At 56.7% G+C, this 22,162-nt stretch carries 26 protein-coding genes and 2 pseudogenes; 4 read left to right on the top strand and 24 right to left on the bottom strand.

Annotated features, from left to right (window positions below; all coding sequences use genetic code 11):
• Positions 1-162: 162 nt before the first annotated feature.
• Entirely contained in the window at positions 163-855 is a 693-nt protein-coding gene (locus A9975_RS06960; protein WP_183031995.1) for an LrgB family protein, read from the bottom strand.
• Positions 848-1,345, bottom strand: coding sequence for a CidA/LrgA family protein (locus tag A9975_RS06955; RefSeq protein ID WP_183031994.1), 498 nt, complete (start codon positions 1,343-1,345; stop codon positions 848-850). The genes A9975_RS06960 and A9975_RS06955 overlap by 8 nt, the downstream gene beginning before the upstream one ends.
• A 156-nt stretch (positions 1,346-1,501) precedes the next feature.
• On the opposite strand from A9975_RS06955, the gene A9975_RS06950 reads away from it, so the two are divergent.
• Together A9975_RS06950 and A9975_RS06945 are read left to right on the top strand one after the other, a co-directional pair.
• Positions 1,502-2,398 carry a LysR family transcriptional regulator gene (locus A9975_RS06950; protein ID WP_183031993.1) on the top strand — a complete coding sequence of 299 codons (897 nt, stop codon included), beginning with the start codon at positions 1,502-1,504 and terminating at the stop codon, positions 2,396-2,398.
• Positions 2,399-2,470: 72 nt separating this feature from the next.
• Positions 2,471-2,983, top strand: coding sequence for a GrpB family protein (locus A9975_RS06945; RefSeq protein WP_183031992.1), 513 nt, complete (start codon positions 2,471-2,473; stop codon positions 2,981-2,983).
• 613 nt (positions 2,984-3,596) lie between these two features.
• Here A9975_RS06945 and A9975_RS06940 read toward each other — a convergent pair.
• The 3 genes from A9975_RS06940 to A9975_RS06930 form a co-directional block, all read right to left on the bottom strand.
• On the bottom strand, positions 3,597-4,271 hold the full coding sequence (locus tag A9975_RS06940; RefSeq protein ID WP_183031991.1) for a hypothetical protein: 675 nt from the start codon (positions 4,269-4,271) through the stop codon (positions 3,597-3,599).
• 212 nt (positions 4,272-4,483) lie between these two features.
• Positions 4,484-4,912: an NUDIX domain-containing protein gene (locus A9975_RS06935; RefSeq protein ID WP_183031990.1), complete on the bottom strand. Its 429-nt coding sequence runs from the start codon at positions 4,910-4,912 to the stop codon at positions 4,484-4,486.
• A 112-nt stretch (positions 4,913-5,024) separates the two neighbouring features.
• Positions 5,025-5,357 carry a hypothetical protein gene (locus A9975_RS06930; RefSeq protein WP_183031989.1) on the bottom strand — a complete coding sequence of 111 codons (333 nt, stop codon included), beginning with the start codon at positions 5,355-5,357 and terminating at the stop codon, positions 5,025-5,027.
• A gap of 627 nt (positions 5,358-5,984) precedes the next feature.
• On the opposite strand from A9975_RS06930, the gene A9975_RS06925 reads away from it, so the two are divergent.
• Positions 5,985-6,164 (top strand): hypothetical protein, encoded by a 180-nt coding sequence (locus A9975_RS06925; RefSeq protein WP_183031988.1) that lies wholly within the window; start codon positions 5,985-5,987, stop codon positions 6,162-6,164.
• 425 nt (positions 6,165-6,589) lie between these two features.
• On the opposite strand, the gene A9975_RS06920 is transcribed toward A9975_RS06925, so the two are convergent.
• The 19 genes and pseudogenes from A9975_RS06920 to A9975_RS06830 all read right to left on the bottom strand — a co-directional run.
• Positions 6,590-7,336, bottom strand: coding sequence for a hypothetical protein (locus A9975_RS06920; protein WP_183031987.1), 747 nt, complete (start codon positions 7,334-7,336; stop codon positions 6,590-6,592).
• Positions 7,337-7,348: 12 nt separating this feature from the next.
• On the bottom strand, positions 7,349-7,657 hold the full coding sequence (locus A9975_RS06915) for a hypothetical protein (RefSeq protein WP_183031986.1): 309 nt from the start codon (positions 7,655-7,657) through the stop codon (positions 7,349-7,351).
• A 54-nt stretch (positions 7,658-7,711) separates the two neighbouring features.
• Positions 7,712-9,115 carry a hypothetical protein gene (locus tag A9975_RS06910; RefSeq protein WP_183031985.1) on the bottom strand — a complete coding sequence of 468 codons (1,404 nt, stop codon included), beginning with the start codon at positions 9,113-9,115 and terminating at the stop codon, positions 7,712-7,714.
• Positions 9,116-9,344: 229 nt separating this feature from the next.
• Positions 9,345-11,117, bottom strand: coding sequence for a ShlB/FhaC/HecB family hemolysin secretion/activation protein (locus tag A9975_RS06905; RefSeq protein WP_183031984.1), 1,773 nt, complete (start codon positions 11,115-11,117; stop codon positions 9,345-9,347).
• Between the two features lie 71 nt (positions 11,118-11,188).
• Positions 11,189-11,677 carry a hypothetical protein gene (locus A9975_RS06900; protein WP_183031983.1) on the bottom strand — a complete coding sequence of 163 codons (489 nt, stop codon included), beginning with the start codon at positions 11,675-11,677 and terminating at the stop codon, positions 11,189-11,191.
• 163 nt (positions 11,678-11,840) lie between these two features.
• On the bottom strand, positions 11,841-12,410 hold the full coding sequence (locus A9975_RS06895; protein WP_183031982.1) for a hypothetical protein: 570 nt from the start codon (positions 12,408-12,410) through the stop codon (positions 11,841-11,843).
• Between the two features lie 128 nt (positions 12,411-12,538).
• A complete protein-coding gene (locus A9975_RS38510; RefSeq protein ID WP_183031981.1) occupies positions 12,539-12,838 on the bottom strand; it encodes a DUF596 domain-containing protein in 300 nt (99 codons plus the stop codon).
• Between the two features lie 93 nt (positions 12,839-12,931).
• Positions 12,932-13,366: a hypothetical protein gene (locus A9975_RS06885; RefSeq protein ID WP_183031980.1), complete on the bottom strand. Its 435-nt coding sequence runs from the start codon at positions 13,364-13,366 to the stop codon at positions 12,932-12,934.
• Between the two features lie 901 nt (positions 13,367-14,267).
• On the bottom strand, positions 14,268-14,585 hold the full coding sequence (locus tag A9975_RS06880; protein WP_183031979.1) for a hypothetical protein: 318 nt from the start codon (positions 14,583-14,585) through the stop codon (positions 14,268-14,270).
• 135 nt (positions 14,586-14,720) lie between these two features.
• Positions 14,721-15,104 (bottom strand): hypothetical protein, encoded by a 384-nt coding sequence (locus A9975_RS06875; protein WP_220810651.1) that lies wholly within the window; start codon positions 15,102-15,104, stop codon positions 14,721-14,723.
• Between the two features lie 47 nt (positions 15,105-15,151).
• Complete coding sequence (locus A9975_RS38505) at positions 15,152-15,508, bottom strand: hypothetical protein (protein ID WP_370564058.1); 357 nt, start codon at positions 15,506-15,508, stop codon at positions 15,152-15,154.
• 325 nt (positions 15,509-15,833) lie between these two features.
• Entirely contained in the window at positions 15,834-16,718 is an 885-nt protein-coding gene (locus A9975_RS38500) for a DUF6862 domain-containing protein (protein ID WP_183031978.1), read from the bottom strand.
• A 107-nt stretch (positions 16,719-16,825) separates the two neighbouring features.
• Complete coding sequence (locus tag A9975_RS06860; protein WP_183031977.1) at positions 16,826-17,263, bottom strand: hypothetical protein; 438 nt, start codon at positions 17,261-17,263, stop codon at positions 16,826-16,828.
• A 149-nt stretch (positions 17,264-17,412) separates the two neighbouring features.
• Complete coding sequence (locus A9975_RS06855) at positions 17,413-17,832, bottom strand: hypothetical protein (RefSeq protein WP_183031976.1); 420 nt, start codon at positions 17,830-17,832, stop codon at positions 17,413-17,415.
• Between the two features lie 435 nt (positions 17,833-18,267).
• Positions 18,268-18,492 (bottom strand): hypothetical protein, encoded by a 225-nt coding sequence (locus A9975_RS06850; RefSeq protein ID WP_183031975.1) that lies wholly within the window; start codon positions 18,490-18,492, stop codon positions 18,268-18,270.
• Between the two features lie 78 nt (positions 18,493-18,570).
• A complete protein-coding gene (locus A9975_RS06845; protein WP_183031974.1) occupies positions 18,571-19,086 on the bottom strand; it encodes a hypothetical protein in 516 nt (171 codons plus the stop codon).
• Positions 19,087-19,091: 5 nt separating this feature from the next.
• Entirely contained in the window at positions 19,092-20,081 is a 990-nt protein-coding gene (locus A9975_RS06840) for a hypothetical protein (RefSeq protein ID WP_183031973.1), read from the bottom strand.
• Positions 20,050-21,690, bottom strand: a pseudogene (locus A9975_RS06835) (hemagglutinin repeat-containing protein); the annotation flags it as partial. The gene A9975_RS06840 and the pseudogene A9975_RS06835, both read right to left, overlap by 32 nt.
• Before the next feature lie 2 nt (positions 21,691-21,692).
• Positions 21,693-21,956 (bottom strand): annotated as a pseudogene (locus A9975_RS06830) (transposase); the annotation flags it as partial.
• A 27-nt stretch (positions 21,957-21,983) separates the two neighbouring features.
• Here A9975_RS06830 and A9975_RS06825 point away from each other — a divergent pair.
• Positions 21,984-22,162, top strand: a 179-nt coding sequence (locus A9975_RS06825; protein WP_183031972.1) for a transposase, incomplete at its 3' end; no start/stop codon positions are given.

The raw sequence follows: 22,162 nt of genomic DNA, 5'->3' as shown, positions 1-22,162 counted from the left end.
GATCGCGCAAGTGCCGCATTTTGCGCCAATTTCGCGCAGCGCGTTGGCGGGCGCGGGAAAGACCCTGCACCCGGAGCGGTCGCAAGGCCATGGGCTACGCAGTACTACTCAGCGCCTGTGCCCAAGCGCGCGCAGCCATTGCACGGTACTACGCAAGCCCGCTCAAAAGAACACGCTGCGGATCAGCGGCGCGGCCAGCACGCTGACCAGCCCCGCGATCATCATCACCAGCGATGCCACTACACCCTGCACTTCACCCAGCTGCCTCGCCTTGGCCGTGCCGGCACCATGCGCAGCGGCGCCGAAGATAGCGCCTTGCGCCAGGCGGCTGCGCACCGAGGGCAGGCAGGCCAGCACGGTCTCGCCAATCGCCATGCCCGTCAGCCCGGTGATGACCACAAAGATCGCGGCAAGATCGGGCGGCCCGCCCAGCGCGCGCACCGCATCCACGGCGAACGGCGTGGTCACCGAGCGCACCGCCAGCCCCTTCTGCAGCATCACCGGCAAGCCAAAGCCACGTGCCAGCCAGACCGAGCTCAGCACCGACGTCACCACCGCCGCCAGCACGCCAACCGAGATCGATAACCAATGCTGGCGCACCAGCGCACGGTGATCGTAGATCGGCAGCGCGAAGGCGATGGTGGCCGGGCCAAGCAGCCACATCAGCCAGCGCGTGTCGGCGATATAGTCGCGATACGGCACATGCGCGGCCAGCACCAGCGCGATCAGCACCACCGGCGTGGCCAGCAGCGGCATCAGCCAAAGCCGCGCACGGCGCGCATAGAGGCGCTTGTTGAAGTAATAGAACGCGACGGTTGCCACCAGGCTCAGCGCCGCCAGCACGGAGTCATGCATGGTGCTGCTGCCGGTTGTGCGTGGCACGGCGCGCGCGGCGCGCCAGCCTGCGTTCGAAGCGGACCACCTGCTCTACCACCAGCGCCGTCACCACCATCACCGCGAGCGTGCTCAAGGCGATCACCGCGCAGATCCGCAAGCCCTGATGCCGGACCAGCTCCGGATACTGCACCACCGCCAGCACCGCCGGGATAAAGAACAGCAACATCTCGCCCAGCAGCCAGTCCGCCCCGCGACGCACCCAGCCACCGCGCACCGCCCCGCTGAACAGCAGCGCGGCCAAGGCCAGGAGCCCAAGCAAACCGGCCGGCAATGGCAACCCCAGCCGCCCGCGCAGCCAGTCCGCCAGCAGCCACAGGGCCGACAGCGCCACCACCTGGGTCAGCGCGATGGCGCCAGTGCGCAGGCGGGCACCGGGCGGCTGCGGCAAGGTCGCGGAGGTGGGGGAAGTAACGGATGTGGGGGAAGCGGCAGGAACAGCGCGTTGCATGGAGGGCATTCAAGCTATGGCGCCACGCAAGACGTGGCAGTGACGCTAGTGTACGAAGCGCACTTCGATATATAAAATGAATATAAATTATCGATTCGATGCCATATTGGAATGGCAAGCCGTGATCACCCATGCACGCCACATCCGAGGAGCCCCATGGATATCCGCGCCCTGCGCTATTTCGTTGAAGTCGTCCGCCAGAACGGCTTCACCCGCGCTGCCGAAACCCTGCATGTGACCCAACCGACCATCAGCAAGATGGTCAAGAGCCTGGAAGACGAACTCGGCGGCCCGCTGCTGCTGCGCGAAGGCCGCACGGTACAGCTCACCGACGCCGGCGAGGTCGTCTTCGCCCGCAGCCAGGCCGTGCTGGCCGAAGTGGCACGCCTGCGCCAGGAGGTCGCCGAGGTAGACGGCATGGCGCGCGGCGAGCTCAAGGTAGGTATCCCGCCCATGGCTGGCCGCTACCTCGCCCCGGTGATCGGCGCCTATCGCCGCCAGTACCCCGGCGTCAAGCTGCGGCTCAGCGAGCAAGGCGGCCGCGCGCTGGAAGAAGGCGTAGCCACGGGCCAGCTCGACCTCGGCGTCACGGTGCTGCCCGCCGCCGTAGCCGGCCTGGCCAGCCTCACCGTGACCCGCCAGGCACTGGTTGCGGTATTTCCCGCCGAGCGCGCACCACGCCGCGCCGGCGCGGTCCGGCTAGCCGACCTCGCCACCCTGCCCTTTGTCATGTATGAGGACGACTTCGTGCTGTATCGCGTCATCCTGGACGCCTGCGAAGCCGCCGGCTTTGCGCCGCAGATTGCCGGGCAGAGCCGGCATTGGGACTTTATCGGCGAACTGGTCGCCGCCGATGTGGGCGTCGCGATCCTGCCTGCGCCAATTGCCGGGCAACTGGATCCCGAGCGGGTAGCGATCCGGCCCCTGGTTGTACCTGAGCTGGTGTGGGAACTGGGGCTGGTCTGGCGGGAGGGATATTTGTCGCGCGCGGCACGCGCCTGGCTGGTTTGTTGTGAGGAGGCGTTTGGGGCGGGACGAAAGGATGCGGTATGAGCTGATGCGTTGGGACTAGCAGCTCTTGGCCGATGGCGCACAGAGGAAACAAAGGAAACAAAGGGAAACACAATGAAGCTCACCAGCAAGATCTCCCACTATGACAGCAGATGGCCTGCGCTCTTCCTCACCGAGAAAGAGCGCATAGCAAAGGGCCTTGGCACCGAACTTGTCGGTATCTATCACGTCGGAAGCACCGCTGTTCCAGGACTCGCGGCCAAGCCAGAGATCGACCTCTTGGTTGAAGTCTCAGCGCATCGCAACGAACCAGCCCGAGACAGCTTCATGAGCGCACTGGGTTACGTTCGAGGAAGCGATCTTTCGGCCGGACACCATTTCTATCGTCGCGATATGGATGGGGTGCGAACGCACAAGGTGCATGTATGTGTCAGTGGCCACTGGCAGATTGAAAGAATGCTCCGATTTCGCGATCTTCTGAGGAGCGATCCCGTTGTTCGACAGCAGTATCAGGATTTGAAATTTGAGCTCGAAACAAGCAACCGCGGCGGCATCGCCGAGTACCTTGCGAAGAAGGCCCCGTTTATTGACGCCTTGATGGGAACGCGTCCGAGTTCAGCAAAGTGATAATGGCGCAGGTGCCATTCTGCCGGCCCGGACTTCGACCGCTCATGTCGCGGCTGATCGAAATTGGCAGCGCACGGAAGCGCGAGAGTGAAGGGCCAAGACCGGACCTCTACCAGCTTCCTTCCAACGGCCGACCGCCGATTGTTCCGTGGAACAAAGATGCCAGTCTTGCGCGAAGCGATGAAGCCTGGCGCCATCGGAGCTGCCTCATTCGGAATTGGTAAGATGCGGCCTGGCAACCTAAGCGGAGTCTCAACCCGTAATGTTCGACAAGCGACCGGAATTTCGGCGTCCGGTAGTGCGCCCCTATCGGGCCTCCAGTTGGCGTGGAATGGCTGACACAATATGCAGCGTGCTTGTCAAAGGTTTGAAGGTCGTCGGCATTCTCATCTTCCTGGTCGTGACCCTGGCTTCTGGCGAGAGCGATCTTCCAAGTGCACGCACGGTATGGCGCGGAGCCGTCCTTGCGATCGTAGTGGCCCTGCTCTTGTGGGTGGCCTACTACATAGGCCTGCTGCGCTAGCTGTTCGGATGCACTCACCCTACCCCTCGTCGAGCGGCCGTTCCTGGGTGGAGCCATGCAGTTCGGCTACCGTCCTCAAGCAGAGGCGGTCTATGAAACCTTCGTCGCAGTCTGAATATGGCCGGTGGACGTCAGGAATTCAACGGATCTACCAAACGACTGCTCCATGTCCGGCGGCATAACCAATATGGTCAACTTTGGCATGGACATTTGGTCGAGTAGCGAATCGCAAAGCTCGGCGTAATCTGTCCACAGCCTGTGCATTCCTTCAGCGCCTTTCAGGCTCCTTCGGCGCGAGTACGGGGTTGTTTCGAGGTACGCGGAGACCCGGGTTGTCCATGCTTCCCCTCGGTGAAGCGCGGTGCCGCGGGAATGGTCGGTCGCGTCGACACTGCGCAGGTAGATAGCGACCGGCGAAAGGGATTGGACGATGCTTTCAAATTCTGCAATGTAGCCACGAATTCCACCCTGCTCTTGCTCCATCATGAAGCGGACGGTGCTCTGAAAAAGGCTGCCTTCAAGAATACATAGGCCGTTCGTGGAACGATACCGCTCCGCGAAACGTTGCCAGCCCTGCAGGCAACGCGCGCAATAGCCAGGCTGTCGCCTTGACGTGGTAAGCCCCGCAGGATGCACCGGGTGCTCCTGATCTTCCTCCCGATACCACCTGGCTTCGCACCCGATCGAGCCCGCAAATACGCAGAGCCGCTCCGCAAGGGTGCTCTTGCCAATTCCTGGCAGCCCATCGATCAGTACGAGCTTCAAAATTCAGCGCCTGCTTCCAAAAGCAGTCTCCATGATTGCCGACAAGGTACCGCGTCGACCGAACGTCGCCTTCCGGCCGGGATAGCCGCGTGCAGGCGGACGGCGGTAGCCCAAAGGGACATTCCGTCTCCTCCCCAGCTGACATTTGCAGAAGTCACTTACATCTGATGGAATCGAGGACAGCACCTACGTCATACGGGCATGCGTACCACTCACGCTGACCTCGTTAGCGCTCCGATTCGCACACGAACCTCGCGTAAAGCTGATTGAAAGAGAGGGTGGCATTGTTCGGGCAAGTCCTGCTGCAGCGGGTGCCAATAAAATGCAAACGTGTGGCCACCGTCGTCGCTAGTCTCGAAGGTCCACTCGTCAGGCAATTCCGCCCCCGACTCGCACAGTTGGAAAGACCAGATCTGTTCCTGATAGGAAGCGTTCCAAAGGCCGAGATCCGAAACCACGTGAGCGTCGCAAATCCCTGACTCTTCAAAGAGCTCGCGAATCGCCGCCTCCGGCCAAGACTCACCCTGCTCAATGGTGCCCTTTACCAACTGGAAGCCTGCGGCAGGATGCTTGAATGCGAGGATATGTACGATACCGTGACGACTGCGCAAAACAACCGGGCACGCTTTTGTTGCGATCATGTGGCTCCTTGCTCAGCACTCATTTTCCGAATCGAACCTTTCCTGCTGGCGCTGGCGCCTACTCCATGAATCTCGGCCACTAAATCGTCTTTGAAAATGGAGCGAGAATGCTTCATTGCCCCGATTCCTGAGCATGTTCGGAGGACGATGCGACCCACTCATCGGTAACGTGATCGTAGGTAAATCTAGCGATCGGCATCACACTTAGTTGGTAGAGTTCGTCTTGCTCGTCCGGCATCACTTGCCATTCGCACGGACGGACACCATATCCTTGCTCTGCATCTTGTTTGGCTTCCTCCAACGTTGAGTACCAATGATCTCCCTCAACCTGGCGAGTCGAAAACGAGAAGTAGCGGATGAGCAGAACGCCGTCAGCCAGCCCGAGGATCAAAACGGATTCTATAATGGGCAATTCGTGTGAGTTCGCTTTCGCCCACAAACGCATGATTTCTCCAATAAATTTTCTCTCGTACTGATTTCTGACGATCTTCGGTGGAGTTTCGAACGCCCGTCTTCGGCCGTGAGCAGCAAGGCAATGGCAACTACCTTGGTCGCGCCAGAACGAACATTTTCCGGATGCGGATCCGGCCATTCTGGCGCACGTCACACCCGCCTCCGCGAGCTTCATTCGAAATGGGCCCTAGCTATTCCCTTTAGCGTAGGTTGAGGCTTAGGCCGGAGAAATGCTCCTGACAAACATCCAACTCATCCACTTGAGTCCGGAGGATACACGACGAAACGTTGCCTCCCCGCGTCTCGACGTGTAGCCGACTGCATACACAACACGCATACGCTGAGCGTCTAGATCTAAGGATTCCGAATGGAGGTGATCGTAGAGCACGTTTCCGTCCCCCTTTTCCCAGCTACAGTTACATAGCTCCGAAGCTCACTCGCGCATCCCTTCGGCGCGAACGACAACCCCTCGCCCCCTCCCCAGCGTACGGCATCGCACAGACTCCCGCTACAGCGGCACGTAACATACCCTCTCGGCCCCCCGGCCCATCAGCCGGCAGAGAAGTTGCACCGCCGATTCTGCCAACGCTGATGATTGCCATTGCCATCAGGAGTAGCCATGACGACAGAAGCTGAGAAGAAGCTGTGGGCAGAGTTCGACGATATCGCATCCAAGAGCGAGAATGAAGACGTTCAATCCATAGTCAAGGCCATCAAGCTGCATGCGCAAGTGATGAGCCTTCGGCTCGGTGCTCTTGAGGCGAACGCAAATATCTCGGCCAAGCATCCAGCAAAGTGACGCGGCCCGGTGCGATCGCCTCGTGCCTGGCACGGCAGGCCCTTGCACTGCCCCATCGACACCTGCCTCCCTGGGCTTGCACAAGAAACCCATGCAAATGCACACTAGCGTACCGACCTGATCCCTGTCCGCGCCCAATGTTGGGTTAGATGCCGATCCGACAAGCATGGAGTCCTTCGAGATGGACGCAAGCCCAATCTAGCTATCTCGAAGTCACAGTTTGATGAGGAGGAGCAACTCGGCCTTTGCGCGGACGAAGCGAAGGCGATAGCAAGGCGACTGAATGAACGCCCGTGCAAGACACCAAACTTCGATACACCGGCTGAACGATTCCATCAAGCTGTTTCATCGACGGGTTGAATCTGCCACCAACGACGGCCATCCGCTCGAGCTACTCTCTACGCAAAGCCCAAGTCAATCCGGGCTCAATTCGAGCGCTGCTGCCGGTGCCGATTCAACTCGCTAAGGTATGAGCCGGGTATTTGCTTCAGTTCTCCATCTGGTCCGAGTACCCCGATGGATGCGTTGTCTACGGCAACTTGGAGACCCGATGGCACCGCGAAGAACTTGGCCAAATCTGGCCGGTCAACACCGAGTTGATAGAGCGAGGTTTTGAAGAAGCGCGTCGGGTCCTGTGAACCAGCGTTGTCATCCAAGTCTGCGAGCCACCAGCCAGAGTCCGTGTCCTGGACGGGTCCGCGCGTCAGCAGTATTCGGCTTGCAGTCTTGTAGTTCACGTGCACGACAGCGCTCTGGCGCAGCGATGGAAAGTCAGGATCCACCTGGGGCGAGAGGCTTTGAAGCATATCGTGCTGATTGCGTAAGTGCATCAGCGTGTTGTCAACCGCGTCAATGAACTTCACGGGGACAACCTTCATATCGGGCTCCATCACCCGTAGATATCCGGCCGGCCCCTCTTCGAGCATCGTGAGCATCCATCCAACTTGCAGACTCTCACCGCCTCGGAATCTCTCGCCGTCGGCAACCCGCTGTTCAAGAAATCTTAGAAACCAAGTAACATCGTCTGTCGGAACCACGCGGTTTGAGACCCGAACCTGAAATTCCGGATGATTGAACCGCTTGCAAGCTGTAGTCGCGTAGACCACTGCGGCATTTGGTTGCTCCAGAGGTACCTTTTTGCCGAACGACGAGAACGGTGAGCGAAGACGCATGATTCCCCTGTTTCAGGTGACTGGCGGCACGACAGATACTGAATGGCCGCAGTCTAAAGGCCCTTCCTGGCCGGATTTGTCAACAAACGACAGCTCCTTGATCACGGCATCGGAATCGATGAACGCTGAAACCTGAGTCGCGGCGGATGGCATCAGCATCCGATACTCATCACTCAAAAATTCCGTGACCTCGACCTCCGACCACGGACCGAGCGAGGCCGTATAGTCGCAGAATTCCTCCTGGATCTCACGCCATGACAAGTAGGGCTTTCTCGACAGAAGTATTCTCGTGCCCGCGTAGATGATGTGGATAAACGCCATGGATAGTCGATACTCGATGTGCACTATATCTGTTCTTGGCCGCAAGCGATCTTCTCAAGCCGCGACGCCCACTTCAAGCAAGCGCCGCGCAAGCAATGCCTGCGAGCGATTGGTGAGGTTGCACAGCAACTTCATCATGCCCGGCTGCGCCAACACTTCTGTATGCGCGGGACTCGGTCGCGTCCAGCTACTCCCTTCCGTAGCAAGCCATATGTCAATAGCCCAAGCCAGATCCTCACGAGTTCGCTCATCCGGCTCGCATAGCTGCCCCACAAAGGCAACGCAAACCAGATAGTCCCATTTCTCTCGCCTGGCAATCCTCAGCGCCGTGATGTGATCTCCGTATTGCTCGAGCATGCCGCGTAGCTGGGCGAGCGAGACAAAGGCACCATGCCTTACGCACAGAAGAGCGGCAGTCCTGCGAACCCGGCGAGATGGGTCTTGCATGGCGCGAGCGGCGATATCGTCTTTGGTGGACGGCGCGAGCTTCGCCATGAGAATCAGGGCCTGCGCGCGCACCTCCACGTGCGCCGATTGTGTGTGCTGCCCGATGACTGGCAACGCCTCTTTGCCTTGCAGTACCCCGAGTAGAGACAACACCGCTCTGATCTGCCCGGGTCTCAGGCGTCCCGAATCCAGGGTGTCGACGCAGTGACGCAAGACATCAAAGCCGCGCTGCATCAGCCACCGCGCCGTGCTATAGCGCAGGCTGCCCTGGGGATCAAGGAGCGCGCGCTTAGCGAAGTCCATGGCAGCGGGGTCGTCTTGCTCAAGGATGGACCGCAGGGCGGCGCGGCGCACAGGCCCAAAGGTAGATGTCATTGCCAGTTCAATGCAACGCTGCTGCTCCGCGTGCGGAACCTTGTCGATCAGATTTGCTGCCTGACGGGCAAGAACAATATCACCAGATGCCAAGCCAAGCCTAACCAGGTCGACGATCGACTGGAGCCCATGATCGAGGCAAACGGCAAATGCGGCGCGGCGCAGCCTCATATCCGTGCTGGACAGTGCGCCGGAGATAGCTGCGCTGCCGCCTGCCTGGACAAGCTGCTGTTCGAATTTGGCAAGCCAGGGGCCATGATCGGTGCGCATTGCCTGGGTCAGGCTCCGGAGCTTCGGTAGCAGCGGCGCGAAGAGTTCGGCCGGCGTCGTCGCAAGCAGCGTGAGCAGCCCATCGCCGGCGACCTTGCGAACCTGGGGCACCCAGTCGTTCAGGCGGTCTGCGATGGGCGCAAGGAATCGCGGGTCGCCGATTTCCACGCACCGGGCAATGCCTGCCTCCCTTACGTAGCCGGAATAGTGGCAAATCGCCTCCGCCAGCAGTTCGCGATCATCCGTGGCCGCGATCCGCGCGAGCGCGGCCCGAAGAGGAACCGGATTGCTCTTGGGGAAGTAGATTGTCTCGTGCGGTGCATCCGCAGGAGGCCGTAGGCAGAAGATCTTTGGGATCAGACTCATTTCCGTTCAATCGTAGGTTTGTTGACAAATTTCCTGCCTCACAACTCGGTTTTCCACAAGGACGAGGCCCTGTAGATTTCCCTGCGGTGACTGCGGACGAGACCAGCATCAAAAATGCCAGAGCAAGAAAACGAACGTTCATCAAAATAATCGGAGTTATTCCGGACAAGTTTCTGTAGCTTGCTAGTTCCAACCCGAGATTGAACCGGTGCCTCTGCCGATCTAGCCATCAATACTGAAACACCAACTGCAACCCGGCCGTCACCCCCGCCGTATGGAACGCCGTCGGCTTATAAACCGGCATACCCAAAAACAAGTCATACGACACCGCCCCCAGCTTCGACCCCAGCCCGCCCTTCAGCCCGATCACCGCGCCCGCCAGTTGCGTACCCACCAGTCCCTCGGTCGACGGCCCAAACACGCGCCCATAGTCCAGCCCCGCGTACAGCGCCTGCCCGCTCCCGCCCAGCGGCGCCTGTAGCTCATTGCGCCAGTAGAAACCGCGCTCCCCCGCCAGCAGGCTTTCGCCATCAAAGCCGCGCACCGTGTACCGGCTGCCGATGGTCAGCGCGTCGATATAGAACAGGCGGTCATTGGTGAACTGCCCGCGGATCGTGGTGACATAGCGCAGCGACTGCTGCGCCAGCTTGAACGGCACCGACAAGTTCGCATCCAGCACAGCCATGCGGTAACGCCAGGTGGGGCCGCCCAGCTGGGCCAGCGTATCGGGCTGCGCGCCAAGGCCGGCCACGCCCTGGCGGTAGGCCAGGCTGCCGTCGAACTGGGCGGCGCCGAAGTAGTGGCGATCGGTGATGCCCACCTCCACCACCGTGTTGTTGCGCCGCTGCTGCTCGATCTCCGTATCCTCGATAAAGCTCTTGCCAAAGCGCTTGGACAGCCGGAACTGCAGGCCGAGCACATCGTTCTGGCTGCGGCTAAGCACCCGCTGCAGCTTGAAATCCACCGTCTGTGAATTGCCGCTGGAGACAAAGGTCTGGTTGACGCCGGCAATCTGCTGGTAATAGGTGCTGGAATACGCCGACACCGTGCCCGTCCAGTAACCCCACGGCACCGAGTAGAAGCCGTTCCAGCCATGCGTGCCGTGGCGCCGGTCGCCAAAGGCCAGATCCTGGCTGTAGCCCACGTTGAACAGGTCGTTCAGGCCCAGCGGGTTGTCAATGCCCACGCTCAGGTTGCCCTGCAGCTTGCCGGTGGAGCGCGTGCCCGAGTTGTCCATCGACGCCACCACCGTCCACGGCTTGGTCCGCTTGACCGCGATCACCACGTCGCTCTGGCCCGGCACGCTGGTGGGCACAACCTGCATGTCCACATCCTGGCTGGTCACCCGCTTCATCTGCTCCAGGCCTTGCTCCAGGTCCCGCAGGTTCAGCAGATCCCCGGGGCGCGCGGGAAACGCGCTCTTCCACGTGCCCCGGAGATCCGGCTCGGCAAAGCGCAATTGCCCGATCACGCCGGGGATCAACGCCATGCGCAGCGTGCCGGTGCTCAGGTCCTGCTCGGGCAGCAACACGCGCGTGGTCACATAGCCCTGGCCAAGGATGACGTGCGACACGCCCTTGGCCAGCATGTCCACGCCCTGCTTGCCGATGCAAGCCCCCTGGTAGTGATCCAGCCACGCACGGGCAAAGGCGAACGGATCCTGCGGCAAGGCTGACGCGCCGCGCGCATGCAGCGCGGGCGGCAGCTCCGCCGGGACTTCAAGCACAAAGCGCTCGATGCGAAAGCACGGCTGCTCAACCGGCAACGCGGGAAACCCCTCCGCCGACGGCTGCGCTGCCCGCACGCCCGGCGCCTGGACCGCCTGGGCGCGTTCGCGGGCTTCCTGCTGCTGGCGCACGCGCTGCTCCTGTTCCGCGCCGGAGAGGATGGCGGCCTGACCCGGATTGGCGGAAGGCACCTGGGCACGCAATGACGTACTGGTGTAACCCGCACCACCCGCCACCGAAAGCATGGCGGCAATCATTCTTCTTCTGATCTGCATGAAAGCTTGTATTTACGTGACCAAGCGTCACGGCATGTTTGGCACCCGCGCGCGGCTAACCGCTCACGCCATTAGTCGAAACCGATGCAGGTAAAACTCCGCTGGCGCGGCTCGACCCGCTTGATCTGCACCGGCTTGACATCCGTCTCGTCCGTCTCATCGAACACCGCGATATGGCAGTAAGGCTTGTTCGCGCTCACCGCCTGCTTCCAGATGGAAACCTTCGCCGACTCCTCATCCGGCCCCGGCCTGCCATGCGCGACGTACTTGTGACCCGCCTCCGGCTTGAACCGGACCATATCGCGGCAGCGATGAATGCCTGATGCACCGTCAATCGCAATCACCAGCGGACGCGCGGCACGCACGCGGATGCTTGGCGCAGCGGACTGCGTGTTCAGGATGGCATCACCCTGGTAGCAGCCCTTCTGGTTCACTTGCGGCATGGTCATGCTGAAACCGCCGGTTCCGTAAAGCTCGGCAGACGGATCGTCGGGGCCCAGCGGCGGCGCGAGCGTGGAAACCGATGTGCAGCCGGCCAGCAGGGCCGGCAGTGCGAGCATGGCGAGACGAGAGAATTGACCCATATGGCGACTTCTTTATATTGGCTTGCTGACAACCCCGGGAAATGCACCCCCGGATACGACGTCCGGCCAAGGGGGCGCGCACTCTGCGTTACACACAACGCCCGCGACCCCAGCCCGACAAGACAACAACCGCGGAGCGCTACTCCACGCTAGCCGGAGCAACCGCGGAAGCCGGCGCGGCTTCCGCCGCCGCCTCGGCGGCCTCCTTAGGCGGCGCCTCCTCCTTGATCACATAAGACGGATCGGCAACCCAACGCCCCAGATCCTTCCCGATGGCAACGGCAGTACGGTCAAGGATGGAACACGTCCCCTTGAAGCCGCCCCACATCCCACCCACCGACCACCGGTTGATCTTGGTATTGCGGATCACCTTGCCGTCTTCAAGTAGATCGGCAGTCACAGTGATAGCTTTAGGGCCAGTCCAGGCACCGCCGCCAACACCCAGAATGTGGGTGATTTGCAGCCGGAGCACCTGCGCACCGTTGGCATCGCCCGTGGAGGCGACCGTGCCATCGCCGGTCTTGTTCCGTTTGCGCAGTACATCGCCGACGCGGGTGGTCAGCATGTTCTCGATCTGGCATTCGGACTTGACCTGGTCGACTACGCTGGCGCCCGGAGCGTAGGTGACTGGGGTTTCCAGGAGGACTGGGTTGGCTGCGAAAGCGGTGGTGGTGGAAAGGCAGAGGCCGATTAAAAACAGATGCTTCATGATTTTGTTTTTATACAAAGTTAAAGTTAATGTAGCTCAATGTTCCAAAGTCCGATTTCGATCGGCATACTCAATGACCCACGCGCCGACATCTCGAAATTGGGTTCGACGAACGCTAGATACCTCATCTACGTCCAGATTTCGTTACCTACGTCATCCATCCAGATGGCTCCTCCTGGGCAATCGTCTGAGAAGAACCATATTGCAAGTCCGGTATTATTTTCCAATTCTGCCTCACTCGTAGGGAAAGACTCCCGAAATCTCCTAACTATTTTCTTTTCGTCATCCTCCGAAACCAGCCCCCTCTTTCCCATCTTAATTATTCCGTTTTCTAAAAACCTTTCCAATAGCCACAAGAATGCTTCTCTTGCGACGTCGAAATCCCCATAATCCTGCTGCACGCATAACCATACGGAATCGAGCGCCATCCCTTCTGTAAAATCGGCGATTTCCTGCAGGCGCTCATCTTCGAACCTGGTAAATATCCATTTCTCGCAGTCATGCCTTCATCTTGCTCAATTTCAGGCGCCACTTGGGTAAATACGTAGAAATTCTTGCATCAAGCGGGTTTCGAAAAACCTCCCGGGATCCACATTGTCCATAACAACCAAATAACTGCACTCAGTTGAATCAAAGTAAGTGCAATTAATAAAAAAATGCACTACATCATCCACGGAGCTATTCCCGTGATCGGTTGTTGCAACATCAACACGCCCGGCCTCGATCAGAACGTCATCGATGTAATCATGCAACACTTCCGCATCGTTACCATAGGTGAGGAAATTGATTGCACCAATGCTCAAAAGGTGTCTAGTTAGTTCGTAAACAGACTCCCGATCAGGCTGATCGATCCATATCAAACAGATTATCGGCATCTTCTGAAATTCGATCGAGCCAATTTCCCTCTTGGCAAGAACAATCAAAGAGCGAGCACTATTCGCCATTTTCAACACCATTATTTACACCTCAGTATCGCATCGACAGCAACAGAACGGAGCAGCAATCTCTACAGATTCCCGTGCCTAATAATTGATGAAACCACAAAATTAGTGCCAAATACACTCCTGACGAAACGGAGCTTGGAATCTCTAGTTTCCACGCAGGTCCAGATGGGCCAGAGAAGCGAGGCACATTCCTCAGCAAAGCGTTGTTTCTTTGTCACCAGCTACGTCCTAAAGTAATTCACGACTCCCCGGCGCATCAGGAATACCTCCTTCATGCGCTTCAACCCAGGCTTCGGAAAATTCCCAAATTAATCAGCGAAGAAAATACCCTTTAGCCCCTTGGCTGAATACTGCTCCTGACCATCTAGTGCACCTGAATCATTGTAGACAATAGAATCGGCGTAACTACATAGTGCGTATGCAACAACGCCTGCAAAATCCCACTATCCCCTCTATTTTATTCCAGCTAACCACGTCCACTCCTTATTTCCTGTGACATCGGGAGTGGTCTCAAAAAATGAAACCCAGCACGTCTCACCAGAACCGACGTCCTCTACGAAGAAAAAATTATCTTTCCAGTTTTCATTAGTATCAGACGATTTAGCACTGTATACATTTGGCACGGACCTCCCAACATCGGAGAACCCGGAGGAAATCAAATTAATAATCTCGTTGCCCCCCCGATGGAGCCGCATGAAGGGGAACAAAGATATTATTTGCCATACCGGCCCGCCTCTTTCACACCTGATATTCTTGATCACATCACGTACAGTTACTCAAACTAGCCAAATTTCGATTCGATCATGAGCAATTCGATAAAATCATCAAATTCTGGTTCCTACGATCCGTCGCTGCCAGGCTCTCATCACGTATCTAGGGCCAAGATATCCACACAGCGTGACCAGGGATATTTCTAGTCAAAAAATTCATGCCTTAGCAAGTTAAATTCCGTACCTAAAAACGACTTTATTTCCTCAGAACGTAGCGTCACGTCCACATAAAGCAAAACCGGATAGTCAGAGAACATTTTCTCAACAGGCTCCCCATCGAAAGGATCAATATTTCTCTTCACAATAAATACCTCTGACTCCTTTTCGCCAAACTTATAATATACCCCACCTTGATATGAGCTATCTCTCCCCTCAAAGGAAATGTTTAACTTCCCCTCGATTTTTGATTTAGCCTCAAAAATAGATGCACCCTTGAAACCATACAAATCATAGGCAGCCATTTTAATAAATTATGAAAAATATGACTTTTGCATCGAATTATTGATGAGCGGAGGCGAACCATAAATCATTAAGTTAACATCTCGACCAGATTACTAATTGATCTGATTAGCTGGGCACAGCTCCTTTTCAGCAACTCAATTTTTACCGTTTAGATTATCTCGCCACGGCACGAGCAAGCCTTCCTTTAGGACTCGATCAACGACACCATCCTCAATACTGCCGACATATGTAGCATCTAATTTAAACTCAAAGGAAAGACCACCTTTCTCGGATAATTCCATAATAGCGCCAATCAGCTCTTCCACTTCGTCTAGATTTTTCGAGTCCACATCAAAAGGAAGCATATTCAGCTGTAAAGCCGAATAAATCTCGAGCACCCCACCTACCACTTCAAAACCGTTTTCGTCTATTTCATCAATGAAGCTTGGCGGAGCAATGCTCCATACCCTTGACGCACTAAGCTTATTTATAAGCTGCTTCACATCAGACCTAACGGCCTGATCAAAATCCTGAGCCACGTAGAAAACTAACTTTTGCTTCGACTAATCTAGCGGCATGGAGTTCACTACTCAGTTCCTTTCTTCGGAGGGTATGCTGGAAGAGCCGATCCGGGGCCACCCGGATTATATCTAAAGCCTCCTGGCATATGCGCGTCCAAATACCGTGTATCAGGAAGCGGCACAGTAAGTGGCGAACCCTGGATATGATGCATAGGAATTCTCTCACCCTTTAGCCCTGCATCTTCCGGGAAAACCTTAATCCATGCATCGTCAACTTTCGGGGTACGCCCTTTAGCAATAGCGGCCCGATTGTCAGCACTCAATATTTGGCCATACCCAAGGTCGTCCCAGCTATCACGCAATGCTCGCCAGTCAGCCGCATTTGTACGAATAACGCCTGTCCGAGTCGTACCAGAAGACACAACTGACGAGGGAGGAGCAACTTCACCTGTCGCTTTTGCACCAGTGATCCCCACGCCCTTTCCGAGGGCTGCCGCCTTTGCGGCCTCCTCCGCCGCCGTTGTCGCTGTCTTGACTACGCCGGCAGCACCACCGAACGGCAGGTAAGTAACCAACTCACCACCGATTCGCCCAATTTCCTTGGCGTCTCCCTTCTCGTAGGCCGACGCCAGTCTCTCCCTCTGCTCAACCGTAGCACTAGCTATCAACGCCTCCCAGGCTGTCGGATTCGCCAGAAGCCGACCCAATCCATCGATCGTGCCTCGCAACTCTTCACCCGCCTTCTGGTCACCTCATCCCTGAGGCCACGACGGTGCCCGCCAGCTTTGCCATGTCAGCGAGTCCCTGGGCGATTGCATGCCCGGCGCCGGTAGCGGTGCCAACAAGGCGATCAACCTTCGACATTGTTCCCGCCGCCTGCGCCTCTGTATTCATAGCGAGCAGAATGTAGTCGACCGGGCTCACGCCGAATGCACCGAAGGTGTCGTCCCGCTTACGAAGGATCTCGGCCTGGGCGGAGCGAACTTCCTGCTGCAATCCTGTGCAAACCGCGCTGCTGCTCCCCGCGCAGGCTGACAGAGCTGCGTCACGTTGCTTGTCAAGTGCAACGAGCCGATCGCGCTCCCGGCAAGCTTCTGCGTTACCGCTTGCCGTGCAGGATTGATTTGCCTTCGTGAAATCAAGTATCTCTTGGTGCTTCAGATAGTTGTTTTCCGTGGCAACCTTGCCAACGCTACCGCCCGCAGCCAAGTCAGAGCCGGATCCACCGGCAGCACCGCCTGCTAGGCCGCCAACGATCATGCCTGCAAGCTGCACCAGCGCCTTTCTGTCGTCTACGCTGACGCCTTCCATACCAAGCAGTTGAGCGCCGAATGACTCCACTGCCAGCTTGGCGGCGGCCCCGCCTGCTGCGCCAGCCACAAAGTTTCCGCCGATCGCCATTGACATGAGACCGCCCAGAAGGCCGTGCACAGCCACCTTGGTCGCCGTGGGCTGGCCCTGGAGAAGGTCTCCTGCTTTGTCATAAACCATCGGCGCCAACTGCTGCACCAGTTCGGCCCGGACCTTGTTCTCCTCCTGCTGCTCCTTCACCTTCTTCGCATCAAAGATCTTATCGAGAGCCTGGTTAGCGCCATCCGTATCCCGATTCAAGCTGGCAAGCACTGCTTCCACAGTCTTGCCAGTCTTCTCCTTCTGCGCCTCGGCATTGGTGATAGTGACCGTGCCATTGGCGATGGCGCTCTTGGGCTGCCGCCTTGCCTGGGCTGCCAGTTCTTTCGTCAGAAATAGTCAATCACGATCAATGACTGCACTCCACGCATGTCAATAATTGATGAGATCTTTCCCCAGGGGAATTTATACGCTAAAGAAGCTGGCGCTCTCTCTGAGGGACAAATCGAGCAACAAAGTTCTTCTATTAATTTATCGTGAAAATCTCTTCTCATTTTTTCATTTTCCAAATCCCACGCACCTGCATTCACTCCATCAACATTTAGACATTGAAGCCATACCTGTACTAGTCGCTCTTGAGAAAACACTGCACCAACCCCCCATGTCAAATTCTTGCAGGCATGAGTTCCAATGCTTAATTGCGTTCTCAATTTCACTGCAGGAGATAATACTGGCAAGGCTAATCTCTCAAGCTGAGCAATTGTTGTTCTGTTCGATATATTCAACCCATCATCAAATATAATAGACCCAAAATTCAAATCGATCATGGTGTTACTCCCGGAATCTTATTCGTAAACGGAATTGTTCCGACACGCTCCAATGCCGAAAAATTCGGCACAAAAAACCGTCTGGCCACCAGCAACCTTAGCACTCTTATCCCCCCCCAATCGGTGGAAAATAGTCTGCGAAATTACCTTCACTCCTCACGAACCGGCTCATCTTTTTCCAGTATCTGAAGGCAAAACTTCCTCGCCTCAACATTTATGCTGACGGATGATTGGAATCCCCTAAGACTTCCCTCGAAGGAGAACTTATCGAAGCAACCATTACCTGACCCTTTATGTTCATAAACAACTGGATCCAACCACATCACCTCGCCATCTCTTTCAAAATATTGCCTTACTTCAAAGGTAAAATTCTTTACTTCATCAAAAACGAGAATACAATGCCCAACAAATCCATCTTCATTTCTGCGAGAAAACAACTCAATCATCTCAACCCTAACAGCTAACCAATGGCTAACATAAATCTTCAGCGTAGAACCATCGAAAATGTGAGCTCCATACTGGCAATTGAATGTATCAATATCGCCCCAGCAATTATCAATTGATCTCATTATCGATCTATCCCAAAGTAGTTGCAACTCATTGAAATAATCTACGCTCACCACCGAATCGGCGACTCTTTTAAACCGAACTCTTCCCGCTGGAGCCGAATGCCGCTATTAGATTCTAGTCAATCATGCCTGGGTAGGCTCCATACGCCCCACCACTTACTGCCGCGAAGACCGGCAGTTTACGGAGACAGCCGCGGGCCTGCGTATTCTTTGCCACCCCGAGAGAAAATACCATTATTTATAATCTCCATTTTTGCGAATATAATCGTCGATCTCAGCCTCCCGCTCTGGACTTATCGGCTCATCTAGCGCCATTTCATAAATCTCCTTTAAGAACGTGGGTGACTATCCAATCGAAGTACTACGGCTGCAATACTTGAACAGCATCGCTCGCGCCTTGCTTCCGATAAAAATATGATGATTGAGTCAATTTCACTAAGACTTATTATGCAGCCAACGTGACATCTTTCCGATCAGACCTTGCGATGGCGGAACCCAGCCAGGCTTGATAAAATCGTAGACATCGTCGTAATGCGCAATCGGGCGGATCGCCATCAGTTCCATCGGCACCAATGGACTGTCTATCTTGACGGGGATCCCTTTAAACCAACATAGCTTGGCTTCAAGTGCTCCAAGGAACGACATGAAATGCTCTTGCACCGGGTCTGCACTTTTTATTCGTGCGTCCTTGTTTTGAATTAAATCTTCAAGCCCATCCTTATCTCGTTTTAGCAGTAGCTAAAAGAAATCCCTGCCTGCCGCGCACTCCGCCCGGTCCCGCTTGTTTCCATTTTTTGCAAGCCCATCTATAATACTTTGCAACAGTTCATCCTCACCTCTAATTGCTAACTGAAGCATATAGACATAGGGCCGGCTAGCACGAGGCTTATTGCGCTCGCGCACCAAGACTGGTGTCTCGATATGAGCCACTTCGTTGATGACCTCGATGTTGTCCGATAGAAGAGCCGTCAGTACCGCCCCTCCGAGGGAAAAGTCTTCGCCGCCATCCAAACCTACGCTAGCCAAATCCAGCTTGCTGGCGAGATAGAAATTTTGCTTGCACGAATCAATATCTTCCTCGACGAAGTAGGAATGCATCGCCTTAACTTTTTCATACTCGGAGAGGCGCTTAATAACTGAGCCGAGCCTCACCTTGTCTCGACGAAAATATATACAATCAATGAGGCGAGGTAAATCGTCCTCACCAAGGCTTAGCCAATTTTCAAGAATCTCCTCTCGGGTTGTATTGTTCATTATTGTTACTCGCCAATTTTTACAACTGTCATTCCATTTTTATTAACGCCAGTTACCATCTTTGTCAGTCTATTATTGTCTATTGCATACTTCAATATTTTAGCTGTACTGATAGCATCAGCATTACCCGATCCCTCAAGCCGCTTAATCGCCCCGGCAATCCATTGATCAGACATCTGGGGAGCAAGGTTGGTCGCCAGGTTTTTCCCGCTGAGCTTGATCGAGTTATCCGCACCCAAAGGCTTGACTTCGTTGACGTAGACCATGTCGCCCTTAATATAAACACCATCGAAACAATTTCCACTTCCGCACTTCCCTTCCAGAGGCTTGAAACCGTTCCTCACGAAGTAGTTATTAGCGACGTACTCCCGCGCCTCCCCTTGCAGACCCGTACTTGCAAGCTTGTCGAGCTGCGATAAGAGACTTCGATCCGCTAATGTGAGGCGAACCGACATACCCTCTTCAGTGATCTGCCGAGCGCTAATGTTACCGCTTGCACTTGCACCAACACGCCCCGCCAGGGCTACATCTAGAGACTCGACAACACGGGTTACAGTGCCAGCCACCCTGTTTCCCACTGCGCCACCCACAAGCAATTCCTCGGCCGGATAGACCGGTTCCGCCGAACCGTTCTGTGCGGCAAGGCGCTCCAGGCGCGCTTGGTCACGTACCTGCACGCCCGGCACAACTGGGCCGGGCGGCTCGAGGTTAAGCACGTAGTTGGCGTAGGGGTCGGCCCGCTGCGCAGGGGTTGCGCTGAAAAAAGTCTGCGCAGCACCGTCGGCCTTGGCCACGACACCATTGACGGAGATGGTCTTGCCCATGTAGGGGGCCAGCATGTCTTGGGCAGTCTGTAGATTCGCGAGATAGTCCCGGACGCCGCCGCGAGCGCCCTCGCTATTGGGATTGTTCACCGTCTGAACGAGAGACTGGAGATAGGCCATATTCTTGGCGTTCTCCTTGTCATCGACCAACCCCTTGGCGGTGCGTTCCAACAGATCGGAACCACACCGTCGCCACCTTCGCTTCGCAGGCCACATCCCCATTGCAAGCCTGACGCGCTTTGTCCTTCGCGAGCTGTTTGATCAGACTGGTTTCTTCCGGATGCAACTGCCTGTTGAAGCGATCCACATTCGCCGCCGTGGCCGCGCCCGCGCTGCCACCGACCACCGCACCCAGCCCTCCAGCAGCAATGTTCGCCGCTAGGTTGCCCAGTGCCTCGTTCAGGTCGGCGTTTCCGGTATTGATACCACCCGCCACCGTGCTGCCAATGTCTTTTAGGGTAGGCGCGGCCAATGACGCTAGACCAGCGCTGGCTGCTCCGAGCAGCGCGTTTCCACCGCCCAAGCCGGCAATCATCGCGCCGCCGGCCGAGTGCAGCGCCGCACGATAGGCTCCACCTTCCTTCCAGCCGTCGACATCTGCCTGCGCAGCCAGCATCGCGGCCTGGTTTTCCGCGCTCGGGTCTTGCTGGTTAGCCTTTTGTGCGGCGTCGTATCGCTGTTGCGCATCTTTTTGCTTCGTCGTGGCTACGTCACCAACGGTCTTCGCCACCGCCTCGCCAGCGGCCTGCGCCGCTGCCATCGTGTCAGCCTGCTTGCCTAGGATGTCATTGAGATCCGGGTTCTTCCCGACAGTGCCGTTAGTATTCGACACACCGCGATTCAGGCCAGCCAGGTCCTGTTTCTGGTTGCCTCCGTCCTTGATCGTTATATTGCCCGCCGAGATGGCGCTTTGCGCAGTGCCACTCTGGCTGCCGCTGGCGCTTTGTCCGATCATCGGGCTGACGCCGCCGGTGTTCTTGCCCGATGTGGAGCCGCTGTTGGATTTGTCGTTACTGCTACCAAAGGTGCCACCCGCCGAGACGCCGCCCGAGCTGGCGCTATGGTCCGAGCGGTTCTGGAGGTCGCTCCAGGACAGCGTGCCTGTATTCAGGCTGTTCTTGTCTGCGTTGGCATCGCTTGCAATCACCGCGCCCTTCAGGTCCGTGTGGCCCTTTACCGTGATGTCAAAGCCACCGTCACCAGCACGGATGCCTGATTGCTCGGTCACGTTGGCGTAGCTGCCTTTCGCATTTTGCTTGCTGACAGAGATGCTGGCAGAGCCGCCTCCCTGGCTAATGCTGAAGCCTCCCCCGATGCTTTGCTGCTGGGCGCGCATCTCCTCCGTATCTTGCCGGCTAGCCAGATTCAGATTGCCGCCCACATCGGCCGCAACCTTGCCGCCGCTAACGACACCACCCAGAATATTAGTGTCGTTGCCCGACACGATGCGTACCGATTCGCTACCCGCGACGTGGCTGTTGACCTGCGTCGCGCCGACGCTGTCCGAGTTGCCCTTGGCCTTGGATCCTGAAGCCGAGACACCAAAGCCCTGCGCGCCATATGACACGCCAACACTGACGCTGCTCGACTTGTTAGTGCTATGGCTTTCGTCAGTATCGGTGGCAGAGACGATATTGACGTCGCGCTTTGCCCCCAAGGTGACTTTGCTACCTCTGATATCCGAACCGATAAGGTTGAGGTCGCCGGCGGTCTTGTTGCCATTGGCGTCGATCCCAGTTGCCACAAAACTCGCGTTACCGGCGGCCGTCACACGTGACCCTGTGGGCGCATTGCGACGTGCCAGTTGACCGCGATGTTTTGGGTATCGCTACGCTTTTGAATACCTTGGTAACCAGCATCACCGAACACATCGCTCTCCTCGCCATGCAGCAAGGCATGAGCTTGCGTGACATCGTTGACATTGGCTGCTGTGCCCACGACGGTGTGCACCAGCCCCGATTCCGCATCCACACCAATATGCGCCTTCATGCCGAAATGCCATTGGTTCCCCTTCTTGACTTGGTGCATCTCAGGGTCACGCTCGCCTTCCTCAACTAGTTGGAAGGAAGCGAAATGCGAAAGATACCGAAACAGGAATTCACTGCGGAGTTCAAGGAACAGGCGGTCAGGCAACTGCGTGCCGGGAAGACGACAGGAGAGCTGGCTGCGGAATTGGGCGTGTCTGATCAGACACTGCGCAACTGGCGCAAGGCCGCCGAGGCGGGCAAGCTCAATGGGGCCGGTGCCAAGCC

The organism is Cupriavidus sp. UME77 (assembly GCF_014170355.1).
Lineage (GTDB): Bacteria > Pseudomonadota > Gammaproteobacteria > Burkholderiales > Burkholderiaceae > Cupriavidus > Cupriavidus basilensis.
Note: the sequence above shows the minus strand (reverse complement) of the source record. Positions and strands in the feature narration are given on the sequence as shown.